Annotated in this window: 12 protein-coding genes; 5 read left to right on the top strand and 7 right to left on the bottom strand. The window is 72.5% G+C overall.

Annotated elements, in window-relative coordinates; translation table 11 throughout:
* Positions 1-22 precede the first annotated feature (22 nt).
* Positions 23-232 carry a hypothetical protein gene (locus ADK52_RS26295; protein ID WP_053692306.1) on the top strand — a complete coding sequence of 70 codons (210 nt, stop codon included), beginning with the start codon at positions 23-25 and terminating at the stop codon, positions 230-232.
* Positions 233-311: 79 nt separating this feature from the next.
* On the opposite strand, the gene ADK52_RS26290 is transcribed toward ADK52_RS26295, so the two are convergent.
* Positions 312-1,703 carry a glutamate decarboxylase gene (locus ADK52_RS26290; protein WP_053692305.1) on the bottom strand — a complete coding sequence of 464 codons (1,392 nt, stop codon included), beginning with the start codon at positions 1,701-1,703 and terminating at the stop codon, positions 312-314.
* A 292-nt stretch (positions 1,704-1,995) separates the two neighbouring features.
* Here ADK52_RS26290 and melC1 point away from each other — a divergent pair, with 292 nt between their 5' ends.
* Both melC1 and melC2 read left to right on the top strand, forming a co-directional pair.
* Complete coding sequence (gene melC1 / locus ADK52_RS26285) at positions 1,996-2,400, top strand: apotyrosinase chaperone MelC1 (protein WP_053692304.1); 405 nt, start codon at positions 1,996-1,998, stop codon at positions 2,398-2,400.
* Complete coding sequence (gene melC2, locus ADK52_RS26280; RefSeq protein ID WP_053692303.1) at positions 2,397-3,248, top strand: tyrosinase MelC2; 852 nt, start codon at positions 2,397-2,399, stop codon at positions 3,246-3,248. Before melC1 ends, melC2 begins: the two co-directional genes overlap by 4 nt.
* On the opposite strand, the gene ADK52_RS26275 is transcribed toward melC2, so the two are convergent.
* Entirely contained in the window at positions 3,200-3,949 is a 750-nt protein-coding gene (locus ADK52_RS26275; RefSeq protein ID WP_053692302.1) for a response regulator, read from the bottom strand. The two genes, melC2 and ADK52_RS26275, sit on opposite strands and share 49 nt — an antisense overlap.
* The gene (locus ADK52_RS26270; protein ID WP_053692382.1) at positions 3,946-5,550 is read right to left on the bottom strand and encodes a sensor histidine kinase; all 1,605 of its coding nucleotides are present in this window, start codon (positions 5,548-5,550) and stop codon (positions 3,946-3,948) included. Before ADK52_RS26270 ends, ADK52_RS26275 begins: the two co-directional genes overlap by 4 nt.
* A gap of 108 nt (positions 5,551-5,658) precedes the next feature.
* Between ADK52_RS26270 and ADK52_RS26265 the strand changes: the two genes are divergently transcribed.
* Both ADK52_RS26265 and ADK52_RS26260 read left to right on the top strand, forming a co-directional pair.
* Positions 5,659-7,017 carry a cation:dicarboxylate symporter family transporter gene (locus ADK52_RS26265; RefSeq protein WP_053692301.1) on the top strand — a complete coding sequence of 453 codons (1,359 nt, stop codon included), beginning with the start codon at positions 5,659-5,661 and terminating at the stop codon, positions 7,015-7,017.
* Between the two features lie 289 nt (positions 7,018-7,306).
* A complete protein-coding gene (locus ADK52_RS26260; protein ID WP_053692300.1) occupies positions 7,307-9,082 on the top strand; it encodes a S8 family peptidase in 1,776 nt (591 codons plus the stop codon).
* A 10-nt stretch (positions 9,083-9,092) separates the two neighbouring features.
* Here ADK52_RS26260 and ADK52_RS26255 read toward each other — a convergent pair whose 3' ends face one another.
* From ADK52_RS26255 to ADK52_RS26240, 4 genes are all read right to left on the bottom strand, one after another.
* Complete coding sequence (locus tag ADK52_RS26255) at positions 9,093-10,526, bottom strand: alpha/beta hydrolase family protein (protein ID WP_107090172.1); 1,434 nt, start codon at positions 10,524-10,526, stop codon at positions 9,093-9,095.
* Between the two features lie 76 nt (positions 10,527-10,602).
* Positions 10,603-11,277: a (2Fe-2S)-binding protein gene (locus ADK52_RS26250; protein ID WP_053692299.1), complete on the bottom strand. Its 675-nt coding sequence runs from the start codon at positions 11,275-11,277 to the stop codon at positions 10,603-10,605.
* Between the two features lie 82 nt (positions 11,278-11,359).
* A complete protein-coding gene (locus tag ADK52_RS26245; RefSeq protein WP_053692298.1) occupies positions 11,360-11,809 on the bottom strand; it encodes an SRPBCC family protein in 450 nt (149 codons plus the stop codon).
* Between the two features lie 95 nt (positions 11,810-11,904).
* Positions 11,905-12,984, bottom strand: coding sequence for an SIS domain-containing protein (locus ADK52_RS26240; protein WP_053692297.1), 1,080 nt, complete (start codon positions 12,982-12,984; stop codon positions 11,905-11,907).
* Between the last annotated feature and the right edge of the window lie 172 nt (positions 12,985-13,156).

Genomic DNA, 13,156 nt, shown 5'->3' with positions numbered 1-13,156 from the left:
CAATCCGTGAAAGGGAGACCACATGCGCATTCGACGAATCCTCGCCGCCGTCATCGCCACGGCAGCCCTCGCCGGACTCGGCCTCACAGGCGCCGCCAGCGCCGCCACCACACAGGGCGCCGCAACCTACGTCACCCCTTCCCAGTGCAGGCAGGGCGGCGGAACGCCCGCGATCAACGACCAGGGCAACTACTGCCAGGGCGGCACGTACAACGGGGAGCAGATCGACTAACACCACCAGGCGCCCCGCGGCCACGCGCCGCGGGGCGCTCCCGCGCGAGGGTGGCCGCGAGGGTCGCAGGGAACGGGACCTAGTGGTGGAATCCCGACCGGGGCTCGGTCGCCGGGGCCGGCGGGGGTGCGGCGGTGAGGTGTTCCACCGCGTTGCGCAGGTCCGTGACGAGCAGGGCGATCTGGTCGCGGGTCACTCCGTGCCGGATCAGCACGCGCTGGATGACGGTGTCGTCACGGTCGGCCGGCAACGGGTACGAGGGAACCTGCCAGCCGCGCATCCGCAGCCGGTCGGAGAGGTCGTACAGGCTGAAGCCGGACGCGGCCTGGTCGGTGAGCCGGTAGGAGACGGCCGGGAGGCCGCCGGTGCCGTCGTAGAGGATGGTGAAGGGGCCCATCGCGGCGATCTCCCCGGCCAGGTACTGGGCGGTGTCGGCGCAGGCCTTCTGGACGCGCCGGTAGCCGCCGCGGCCGAGCCGCAGGAACAGGTAGTACTGGGCGATGACCTCGCCGCCGGGGCGGGAGAAGTTGAGGGCGAAGGTCGGCATGTCGCCGCCCAGGTAGTCCACGTCGAAGACGAGCTCCTTGGGCAGGAGGTCGGAGGTGCGCCAGACGATCCAGCCGACGCCGAGCGGGGCGAGTCCGTACTTGTGGCCCGAGGTGTTGACGGAGGCGACGCGCGGCAGCCGGAAGTCCCACACCACGTCGGGGTGGAGGAAGGGGGCGACGAAGCCGCCGCTGGCCCCGTCCACGTGGATCGGGACGTCCCAGCCGTGCTCGGCCTGGATCCGGTCGAGTTCGGCGGCGATCTCGGCGACGGGCTCGTAGTCGCAGGTGTACGTGACGCCGAGGATGGCGACGACGCCGATGGTGTTCTCGTCGACGTACTCGGCGAGCTGGTGGGGGCGCAGCCCGGTGGCATCCGCCTCGAGCGGGACCTGGCGCAGCTCGACGTCGAAGTAGCGGGCGAACTTCTCCCAGCAGATCTGGACCGGTCCGCACACCAGGTTGGGCCGGTCGACGGGGAGGCCCTGGGCCTGGCGGCGGGTGCGCCAGCGCCATTTGAGGGCGAGGCCGCCGAGCATCGCGGCCTCGCTGGATCCGGTGGTGGAGCAGCCGGCGGCCGCGCCGCCGGGCGGGGCGTTCCACAGGTCGGCCAGGATGTTGACGCAGCGGGCCTCGATCTCGGCCGTCTGCGGGTACTCGTCCTTGTCGATCATGTTCTTGTCGAGACACAGGTTCATCAGGCGGTGCACGCCGTCGTCCGACCAGGTGGTGCAGAAGGTGGCCAGGTTCTGGGCCGCGTTGCCGTCGAGGAGGAGCTCGTTGCTGAGCAGCTCGTAGACCACCTCGGTGGGCGAGTGGTCGTCGGGCATCCGGTACTTCGGGAGGACCTGGCCGCTCAGTGCGGACGCGAACACGTCCGTGTCGGCGTCACCGGCGTGTACGTCTTTCGTCTCATGGAGAGCCATATCCGGACTATAGGTGACTGATCCTCACAAATATGGCTTTAGCCGCCTGAGCGGAGAATTCCGACGCGCCACCGAGAGCTTCCGGCCGACTCCGCGGCGTGACCCCCTCCATAGGGACGGCGCGCGGCCGGACAACTTACTGTCCAGTACACTTTTATACGAAGATCTTCCCGTCCGGGCCGCTGGAGCCGGTTCGGACGGGAAGATCGACCAACTGGTTCTACGGGCAACTTATCCGCCGATGTCCGGATACCGGCCAACGGCCCGCGTGGTCCTGATAGTTCTTCGGCCCATGAACAAGATCACCCGCCGGCAGGCCTTGGGCACCACAGCCGGCGCACTCTCCGCCCTCGGCATAGCCGGCGCCACCGCGCACGCTGCCGCCGCCGACTCCCGTGCCTCCATACCCGCCGGCACGGTCGACGAGGTGTACCAGGGCCGCCGCATCCAGATCACCCCGGGCACGACCGGGGGCGGCCACCACGGCGGCCATCACGGTGGAGGCCACGACGGCCTGCCCACCGTCCGGATAGACGGACGCGAACTGCACGTCATGCGCAACGCCGACGGCACCTGGATCAGCGTGGTCAACCACTACGAGACCTTCGCCGATCCGGCCTCGCTCGCCCGCGCCGCCGTGCGCGAGCTCCAGGGCGCCGTCCTCGCCCCGTTCGCGCCCATGGGAGGCACGGCATGACCGTCCGCAAGAACCAGGCCGCCCTCACCGCCGAGGAGAAGCGCGCCTTCACCAACGCGCTGCTCGAACTCAAGCGCACCGGCTCGTACGACCGCTTCGTGACCACCCACAACGGGTTCATCATGGGCGACACCGACTCGGGCGACCGGGTGGGCCACCGCTCCCCCTCCTTCCTGCCCTGGCACCGCCGCTTCCTCCTGGAGTTCGAGGCCGCGCTGCAGAAAGTGGACCCGAAGGTTTCGCTGCCGTACTGGGACTGGACCGTGGACCGCACCTCCCGCTCCTCCCTCTGGGCCGCCGACTTCCTCGGCGGCACCGGCCGGGCCCGCGACGGGCAGGTCATGGACGGTCCGTTCGCGTACGCCACCGGGAAGTTCAACGTGAACGTACGGGTGGACGGGCGCGCCTACCTGCGCCGCGCGCTGGGCGAGGGCGTGGCCGAACTGCCGACCAAGGCCGAGGTGGAGTCCGTCCTCGCCATGCCGGTGTACGACATGGCCCCGTGGAACAGCTCCTCGAACGGCTTCCGCAACCACCTGGAGGGCTGGCGCGGCGCCAACCTGCACAACCGGGTGCACGTCTGGGTCGGCGGCCAGATGGCCACCGGGGTCTCGCCCAACGACCCGGTGTTCTGGATGCACCACGCCTACATCGACAAGCTGTGGGCCGAGTGGCAGGCCCGCAACCCGAAGTCGACGTACCTGCCGGCCGCCGGCACCGCCAACGTGGTCGACCTGCACGACACCATGCGGCCGTGGAACGACGTGACCCCGGCCGACATGCTGGACCACCGGAAGTTCTACACCTTTGACACGGAACCGGTCCCGGCCGCAGCCAGCCAGCGGTAGTGCAGTTCGGGGCGGCCGACCTGCCCGTAGCGGGGGGTGCGGTCCGCCCTCCCGGTGTCCACCAGGTGCTCCAGGTAGCGGCGGGCCGTGATCCGGGAGATCCCGGCCGCCTCGGCCGCCCCCGCGGCGGTCAGCCCCTCGGGCGCCGCCCGCAACAGCGCGCCGACCCGGTCCAGGGTCGGCGCGCTCAGCCCTTTCGGGAGCTCGGCGGGGGCCGGGGAGCGCAGGGCGGCGAGCGCCCGGTCGACGTCGTCCTGGCCTGCGGCCTCGCCCGCGGTGGCACGGAACTCGGCGTAGCGCAGCAGCCGTTCGCGGAGCGTCGGGAAGGCGAACGGCTTCAGTACGTACTGGACCACGCCGAGCGAGACGCTCTCGCGCACCACGGCCAGGTCCCGCGCCGAGGTCACGACGATCACGTCCACGGGATGCCCGGAGGCCCGCAGCCGGCGGGCGAAGCGCAGTCCGTGCCCGTCGGGCAGGGTGAGGTCGAGCAGCAGCAGGTCGACCCGGGTCCGCTCCAGGACGCGGGTGGCCCCGGCGAGCGAGTGGACGGCGCCGACGGCGGTGAAGCCGGGCACCCGGCCGACGTACAGGGCGTGCGCGTCGGCCGCCACGGGGTCGTCCTCGACCACCAGCACCCGCACGTCGGGCGCCCCGCGGGTCTGGCGCGCCCCGCTGGGTTCGCGGGCTTCGTCGCTCATGCTGTCGGCTCCCTTCGCATGGGCAGTCGTACGGTGAACTCGGCTCCCCCGCCCGGCCCTTCGGCGGCGACCGCGCTGCCTCCGTGCCGGTGGGCCACCTGGCGGACCAGGGCGAGACCGAGGCCGCGCCCCTCTCCCTTTCCCGACCAGCCGCGCAGGAACACGTCGGAGGCGGCGCCCGCGGGCAGCCCGGGGCCGTTGTCGGCGACGCGGAGCAGCAGTCCCTCCCCGTCGGGCCGGACGGTGACCGCGATCCGGGCCCCGGGGACGCCGGTCAGGGCGTCGACGGCGTTGTCGAGGAGGTTGCCGAGCACGGTGACGAGGTCCCGCGCGGGAAGGGTTCCGGTGCGGCCGTCGACGGCCCGGCTGTCGGGGGTGACGACCAGGTCGACCCCGCGCTCGTGCGCCTGGGCGGCCTTGCCGAGCAGCAGTGCCACCAGGACGGGCTCTCCGACGCCGGTGACGACCTCGTCGGTGAGGGCCTGGGCCAGCTGCAGTTCGGCGGTGGCGAATTCCACCGCCTCGTCCGCGCGGCCGAGCTCGATGAGGGAGACCACGGTGTGCAGCCGGTTGGCGGCTTCGTGGGCCTGGGAGCGCAGCGCCTCGGTGAATCCGCGTTCCTGATCCAACTCTCCGGTGAGCGACTGGAGTTCGGTGTGGTCGCGGAGGGTGACCACGGTGCCGCGGCGGCCGCCGCCCGCGACGGGCGAGCTGTTGAGGACGAGCACCCGGTCCGCGGTCAGGTGCACCTCGTCCACGCGGGGCCGGTCGGCGAGCAGGGCGCCGGTGAGCGGGGCGGGCAGCCCGAGATCGGCGGCGCCTGTGCCCCTGACCTCCCCCCGCAGGCCGAGCAGTTCGCGTCCGGCGTCGTTGATGAGGGTGATCCGGCGCTGGCCGTCGAGCATGAGCAGGCCCTCGCGGACCCCGTGCAGGGCCGCCTGGTGGTAGTCGTACATCCGGCTGAGCTCGCCCGCGTTCATCCCGTGGGTGTGCCGGCGCAGCCGGGCGTTGACGACGTACGTGCCGGCTCCGCCGAGGGCGAGGGCGCCGGCCGCGACCCAGGCGAGGGCGGTGAGCTGCTCGGCGAGCCGGGCGCTGATCGCGCGGACGGTGATGCCGGCGCTGACCATGCCGGTCACCCGGCCGTCGTCCATCAGCGGGGTGACCACGCGGATGGAGGGCCCGAGGGTGCCGGTGTAGGTCTCGCTGAAGGTCTCGCCGCGCAGGGCGGGGGCGGTGTTCCCCATGAAGGGCTCGCCGATGCGGTGGGGGTCGGGGTGGGTCCAGCGCCGCCCGTCGGGGGCCATGATCGTCACGAAGTCCACCCCGGAGTCCACGCGGACCCGCTCGGCGTAGGGCTGAAGGGCGGCCGAGGGGTCGCCGCCGGCCGCGGCCCCGCGTACGGCCTCGCGTACGGACGGGGAGTCGGCGACGGCACGGGCCACGGCCCCCGCCTGGCGCCGGGCGGCCTCCTCGGCCTGCCCTCGGGCGGTGGCGTACGCGAAGACCGCGCAGCCGGCCACGACCACGGCGACCAGCAGCACCTGCATGGCGAAGAGCTGGCCGGCGAGGCTGCGCGGCGGTCGGGGGAAACGGAACATGGCGCTCAGTGTGCACCGGGCCGTGAACTCAATGAACGCAAGGGTGACCGGGGTCACAGCCTCGGGCGATGGTCCTCCCGGGACGTATTCACCACCAGGAGGCGAGCCGTGGCCGGCAGACGCGACAAGACCCACTACCTGTACATCGCGGTGATCGCCGCCGTACTCCTCGGCATCGCCGTCGGCTTCGCCGCACCCGGCACGGCCGTGGAGCTCAAGCCGCTGGGCACCGGCTTCGTGAACCTCATCAAGATGATGATCTCGCCCGTGATCTTCTGCACGATCGTGCTGGGCATCGGGTCGGTGCGCAAGGCCGCGAAGGTCGGCGCCGTGGGCGGCCTCGCCCTCGGCTACTTCATGATCATGTCCACGGTGGCCCTGGCGATCGGGCTCCTCGTCGGGAACCTGCTGGAGCCGGGCAGCGGACTGCACCTGACCGAGGCCGTCAAGCACGCCGGCGAGGCGCAGGCCAAGGCGGGCGGGGCGCAGAGCACGCCCGAGTTCCTGCTCGGGATCATCCCGACCACCCTGGTCTCCGCCTTCACCGGCGGGCAGGTGCTCCAGACGCTGCTCGTGGCGCTGCTGTGCGGGTTCGCGCTCCAGGCCATGGGCCCGGCGGGCGAGCCGCTGCTGCGCGGGATCGGGCACGTGCAGAAGCTGGTCTTCCGGGTACTGGCGATGATCATGTGGGCGGCGCCGGTGGGCGCGTTCGGCGCGATCGCGGCGGTGGTCGGAGCGACCGGGATGGACGCGCTGAAGTCGCTGGCCGTCATCATGATCGGCTTCTACACGACCTGCCTGCTGTTCGTGTTCGTGGTGCTCGGCGCCCTGCTGCGGGTGTGCACCGGGCTCAACGTGTTCTCGCTGCTGCGCTACCTGGGCCGCGAGTTCCTCCTGATCCTCTCCACCTCCTCCTCGGAGTCGGCGCTGCCGCGGCTGATCGCGAAGATGGAGCACCTGGGCGTCTCGAAGCCGGTGGTCGGCATCACGGTGCCGACGGGCTACTCGTTCAACCTGGACGGGACCGCGATCTACCTGACGATGTCCTCGCTGTTCATCGCGGAGGCCATGGGCAAGCCGCTGGCCATCGGCGAGCAGATCTCGCTGCTGCTGTTCATGATCATCGCCTCGAAGGGCGCGGCGGGCGTGACGGGCGCCGGGCTCGCGACGCTGGCCGGTGGGCTGCAGTCGCACCGGCCGGAACTCGTCGACGGCGTCGGGCTGATCGTGGGCATCGACCGGTTCATGAGCGAGGCCCGGGCGCTGACGAACTTCGCGGGCAACGCCGTGGCGACGGTGCTCATCGGCACCTGGACCAAGGAGTTCGACCGCGAGCGGGCCACCGAAGTCCTGGCGGGACGCCTGGAGTTCGACGAGACCACGCTGATCGACGACGGCCACGGCGCGGAGCTCCCCACTGTGCCCGCCCCGTCGCCGGCCGGCGCCAAGGACGGCGTACCGGTCTGACCGGAACGCCCGTCACGGGCCGGCCGGGCCGGGCTCGCCCCCACGGTGCCCGGGCCGGTCGGCCCTCACAGCCCCTTCACACCGCGCCCACGCGGCCCCACGGTCGATTTTCGGCCATGGGGCCGTTAAGTGTCGTGCGGTAAAAGGTACTTCCATACCGGGGCACGCGTCTGACATCTTGCGTCCACCACTCGTTTCGTACGGCCCGGTAGGTGTCATGAGCACCTCCGGGCCGTCTTCGGAGGACGCATTGATACCCCACATATCCAGCCGACCTCGACGTACTCTCGTGCTGGCCGCCACCCTCGGCGCCGCACTCGCCTTCGGGGCCCCCGCCGCGCTCGCCGGCACCGCCCCGGTCTCCCCTTCCGGCCAGACCGCCCCCTCCGCCCCCGCCAAGGCCGCGGGCAAGGCCGCCGCGGCGCCGACCTCCCAGAGTGCGACCTGGGTTGCCGGCACCCGTGCCTACCTCGTGATCACCGCCCCCGGTGACAGCTCGGCGGTCCGCAGCGCCATCGCCGCCAACGGCGGCACCGTCTTCTCCACCTTCGACTCCATCGGCGTGATCGTCGCCCACTCCGCCTCCGCCGGCTTCGCCGCGACGATGCGCGGGGTCAGCGGGGTCCAGCAGGTCGGCGCCACCCGTACCTCGGACGTCCCGGCCGACGCCTACAACCCGGCGCTGCCCGCGAACCCGGCCCAGTCGACGACCCCGGCCGGCGAGCCCGTCCGCGCCGACATGAGCCAGATCAAGGCGGACCAGGCCTGGGCCGTCACCACCGGCTCCTCCTCCGTCAAGGTCGGCATCCTGGACACCGGTGTGGACGACCAGCACCAGGACCTGGCGCCGAACTTCAACGCGGCCGACTCCGTCTCCTGCGCGTACGGCAAGCCGGACACCCGGACGGGCGCCTGGCGGGACGTGGACAGCCACGGCACGCACGTCGCGGGCACCATCGCGGCCGCCAAGAACGGCAAGGGCGTCGTCGGCGTGGCCCCGGGCGTGAAGATCTCCGCGGTCCGCGTCGCCGAGCCGGGCAACTCGTTCTTCTTCGCCGAGAACACCATCTGCGGCTTCGTGTGGGCCGGTGACCACGGTTTCAAGGTCACCAACAACAGCTACTACACGGACCCGTGGCAGTTCAACTGCCCCGACAACATCGACCAGGCCGCCATCATCGAGGGCGTCAAGCGCGCCCAGGAGTACGCGGAGGGCAAGGGCTCCCTGCAGATCGCCGCGGCGGGCAACGAGAACTACGACCTCGCCCACAAGACGACCGACTCCGCGAGCCCGAACGACTCGACGCCGGTCACCCGCACCATCACCAACGCCTGCCTCGACATCCCGACCGAGCTCCCGGGCGTGGTCACGGTCGCGGCGAACGGCACCGGCACCTCGAAGGCCTCGTTCTCCAACTTCGGCTCCGGCGTCATCGACGTCGCCGCCCCGGGCAGCGACGTCTACTCCACCGTGCCGGGCGGCAAGTACGGCACCAAGAGCGGTACGTCGATGGCCACCCCGCACGTGGTGGGCGTCGCGGCGCTGCTCGCCAGCACCAACCCGGGCATCACCCCGGCGCAGCTGCGCGACAAGCTGGCCACCCAGGCCAACGACATCGCCTGCCCCTCGGACAGCCGCTGCACCGGTACCGCGGCCAACAACTCGTTCTTCGGGGAGGGCCAGGTCGACGCGCTGAAGGCGGTCGGCTCCACCCCGCCCCCCGGGAAGTACTTCGAGAACCTCGGCGACTTCGCGATCAACGACAACGCGACCGTGGAGAGCCCGATCACCGTCAGCGGGGTGACCGGCAACGCGCCGGCCACCCTCAAGGTGGGCGTGGACATCAAGCACACCTACATCGGTGACCTGAAGGTCGACCTGGTGGCTCCGGACGGCACCGTCTACACCCTGAGCAACCGGGCCGGCGGCGGTACGGACAACATCGTCCAGAGCTTCACCGTCAACGCCTCCTCCGAGGTTGCCAACGGCCTCTGGAAGCTCCGCGTGAACGACAACGCCAGCGCGGACACCGGCAAGATCGACGCCTGGAACCTCACGTTCTAGTGCTGCCGGCCTAACGCCGCAGGACGTCGGCGAGCCAGTCGAAGACGACGTCGCAGTGCTGTTGCGGGGCCATCGGGGAGCAGTGCAACTGCGCCCCGGTGGCCTCCGTCATCTTCACGTACGCGCGCTCCGAGCGCAGCAGGTCGTACATCTGCCGGGGCTGGCCGGGGTAGAACTGCTCGAAGTCGTAGTCGAGGACCAGCGTCGGCGCCTTGATCCGCGGAACGACCTTGGTGACGTCGAGGCCGATCGCCGCCTGGGCCGGGGTCCAGAGGTCCTTGAACATCCGGCCGGCCCGCGCCTCGCGCAGCGCCTCCGGCGAGAAGATCTCGAAGCGCTTCTTGACGGTGGCGGCGAGCTCCGGGGTGAGTGCGGGGACGACCTCCTCGTTCCAGACCCGGTTGGTCTCCGCCTTGTCGGCGGTGACGACGTCACGGAGCTCCTTGTCGAAGCCGAGCCACGGGCTGAGCACGCCGGGCATGCACGCCACGGCCGCGAGCCGGTGCTCGAAGGCCGCGGCGCGGGCGACCAGGTTGCCGGCCATGCTGAGGCCGGTGATCGCGATCCGGCCGCTGTCGACGTCCTCGCGGGCGTCGAGCCAGTCGACGAGCGGGGCCACCACCTGCTCCCACCGGGTGGTGAAGGGGATCTCCTCGACGAACAGCAGCTGCCCCTGGCCCGGGCCGTCGTAGACGAGCGCGTTCCAGCCCCGGCCGAGGGCGGCCGCGACGCCGTACGTCCACATGTCGACGTTCTGCCCGTCACTGCCGTTGGTGAGGATGACCGTCGGGCGGGGCTCGTCCGGGCCCTCGGGCCGGAAGAACCAGACCGGCAGCCGGGTCTTGCCGTACGGGACCTGCGCGCGGACGGCGGCCGGGGAGCAGAGCCGGCCGAAGGTGTCCCAGGCCTTGCGGCCGGCCAGGTAGAGGGCCTTCTCGTCCCCGGGGCTGCGGGTGCCGAGGACGTAGAACAGGGCCTGGGCGTAGTACTGGGCGGCCCGCAGCGAGCGGAACCGGCGGGTCTGCGAGGGGGCTCCGCCGCTGTCGCGGCCCGCGGCCGGGGGCGCGGAGAGCCGGTCGCCCCAGGACCGGAAGGTGTCGGTGAAGGTCTGCGCGGACAGGCCCGCGGTGTTGATGGCGTTGACGGCGGTGAGCACCTCGCCGACCTCGGAGGCGCGCATGCCGGCCGCGCCGAGCGCGAGGAGCCCCGCGAAGTCGTACCCGGGGTCGTCGAAGAGCTTCATGGCCCCCGGCGCGGGATCGGGCGCCGCCGCGGCCGCCCGGGGCGTGGAGGCCGCGCAGCCCGCGGCGGCGCCGACCGCGAGGACCCCGGCGCCCGCGGCGAGGCCGGTCAGGGCGGCGCGCCGGGACAGCCCCGATGAGGTCCCCGAGGGGGTCCGCGACGGCGGCAGGGGCTCCGGATGCGGTGTGCGAGCGTGCGTCATGCAAGGGACCGTAGGAGGCGGCCCCGGCGGACCGGCTCCCGCCACACCCCCGGCTGCTCCGGACGGCCCTGCCGGGTTACCTGGTGCGCAGTACGCAGTCCCCGCAGAGGCCGCCGCCGGGGACCTGGTAATAGAGGCAGCAGCTGCGGCGCACGAACGCCACCCCGAGGCCTTCCTCGTGGATGAAGGTGCCGGTTGCGCCGAGCGCGCCGTCCTCGGCCAGCAGCTCCGCGGCGAGGGACACCGCCGGGCCGCCCGGGACCCGGTCGATCAGCACCCGGAGCGCGCCGACCAGCCCCGACGCGGCGTTGCCGCGCAGCACCTTGGGCGAGACCCCGTACCGCTCGCGCAGCCGCGCGTCCAGGGCCGCGAGGTTGCCGAGCACGGTCTCCCCGAGCGACGCGGCCGGCAGGTCACCCCGGCCGGGCTCGGGCAGCCACAGTTCCAGCGAGCCCGCCCCGGGCAGCCGCCACCACACCCGGTCGGCCCCCAGGTCCGGCACCCGCCCGCCCAGCGCGGCGCAGCCGAGCCCGATCGACCACAGCCGCGAGGCGATCCCGAACTGGGCGGTGGAGGCCGCGACGCGCCCCGGCCCGCTGCCGATCCGCCGCCCGACCTCGGCGACGTACGGCTCCAGCCGGGGCCCGTACAGCTCGCTCAACGGCCGGAAGCCGTCCCCGGGCGGTTCCTTCCCGTACGGGACGGCGAAGAAGGGCCCGACGGCGGCGAGTCGGCTCAGTACCAAGTCCATGGGCGGATGATCTCAGGCGGGCTCAGGCGGGCTCAGGCGGGCTCAGGCGGGCTCAGGCGGGCTCAGGCGGGCTCAGGCGGGCTCAGGCGGCGGACTCTCGGATCACGGCGAGGGTGCGGGCGGCCGTCTCGGCCATGGACGTGCGCATCGCGGCGAGCCGGGAGGCGGCGAACTCGCGCCCGAACTCGCCGCTGAACGTCAGCGTGAGGGCGCCGGACGGGTCCTCGTCGATGACGTTGTCGATCGTCCAGACCTCCTTCTCGTCCGAGCGGCGGAAGCTCACGCGGTGGCCGATGTCGAAGACCACGACCTCGCGGAAGCGGTCCCCGGCCCGGGCTATCTCCCGGACCAGGCCCTGCGGGTTCTCCGACAGGACCGTGCACTCGGTGATCGCCGGTACGTAGGGGCGCGGGTCGGCGGCCTTGGCCACCAGGCCCGTCCACAGGTCGTCACGGCTCAGCTGGACCTGGTCCTCGGCCACGGGGTCGTTCACGGGCAGGGTGTACTCGATGCGGGTGACGGTCTCGGTCATGCCGGGCTCCCCTGGTTTTCGATCTTGTCACGGGGCAACCAGCGTCGCAGACCCGGCATTCCCCGCAGCACCCCTAAGGCCCGACCACGGCGGAATCAGGGGGCCGGGGGCCTTGCGGCGTCGCCCGCCGGGGCGTAGGCGGCCACCCGGAAGCCGGCCCTGTCGAGGCCTCCCTGCTTGGTGTCGTCGTTGGCGAAGACGAACGACTCGATCGGCACACCGCGTTCGGCGCTGAGCTGGGCGACCAGCTCCTGGAGCACCACCGCCTCCAGCACCGCGCGGACGGCGTCCGGGACCTCGGGGAGGCGGATCACCGACAGGCTGTCCGACGGGTCGGCCTTCGCCGTCGTCAGCAGCAGCGTGAGGTGCCCCGCGGCGGCCAGGGAGCGGGCCAGCTCGATCTCGCGGCCGTCGCCGAGGACGAGGTGCAGGGTGTTGCCGGCCGACTCCATCTCCCCGTGCAGGTAGTTGCGGGTCGTGGAGGCGGCCGCGGTCATCCGGACCACCTCGCGCAGCAGCAGCGCCCCCTCCTCGGCCGAGGCCCGCGAGGCTCCGGCCGCCACCGCGTCGGAGGCGACGCAGCGGGCGCCGCGCTCGCGCAGACCCGCGACCACCTCGGCGGCCTGCCGGTGGACCTCGGTGGTCCGCTCGGCGATGTCGCCCCACGGGTCCCGCTCGCGGCCCGCGACGGCCCCCGCGACCAGGTCGAGGGCGACGACGGCCCCCGTGTAGCCGATGGTCGAGGCGTACGAGTCGGGCTCGTTGCCGAGGTCGACGGTCAGGTCGGCGAGATCGCCGAGCGGCGAGGGTACGACGTTGAGCAGCGCGGCCTTCGTGACCCCGGGGGCGGCGCACCGTAAGGCGGCGATGGTCTCGCGGCTGCGGCCGCCCTGGGAGACGGCGATCAGGCAGTCGGTGTCGAAGCCCGCGGTGCCGGTCTCGATCTCGCTGGACAGCACGCGCTGGGTGACGACCCCGGCCGCGCGCAGCTGCTGCACGGGGACGGCGAGGGCGGCGTACGAGGCGCCCATGCCGGTGAACAGGGGGCGCCGGGCGGTGCGCAGGGCGGCGTACTCCGGGGAGGCGAGCCGGGTGCGGACGCGGGCGGCGATCCGGGCGAGGGCGGCGCCCTGGCCGGCCTGGCCCTCGATGAAGGTGATGCGGGATGCGGACATGGTGTGGGGTTTCTCGTCTTTCCTGGAAGGCCTGTGGCGGTCTGTGGAGATCTGCGCGGGTTCCCGAAGGTCCCCGCGGGAACGGTGCGTTGGAGGGACGGTAGGGGGCGGGAAGCGGGGTCGGGAGCCGCCCGCCCCGTCCTCCTCGGGCTCGCGGCCCGGGGCCGCCGGG

Source organism: Streptomyces sp. WM6372, from assembly GCF_001279655.1.
Classification (GTDB): Bacteria; Actinomycetota; Actinomycetes; order Streptomycetales; family Streptomycetaceae; genus Streptomyces.
This window is presented reverse-complemented; position numbering and strand designations above follow the sequence as displayed.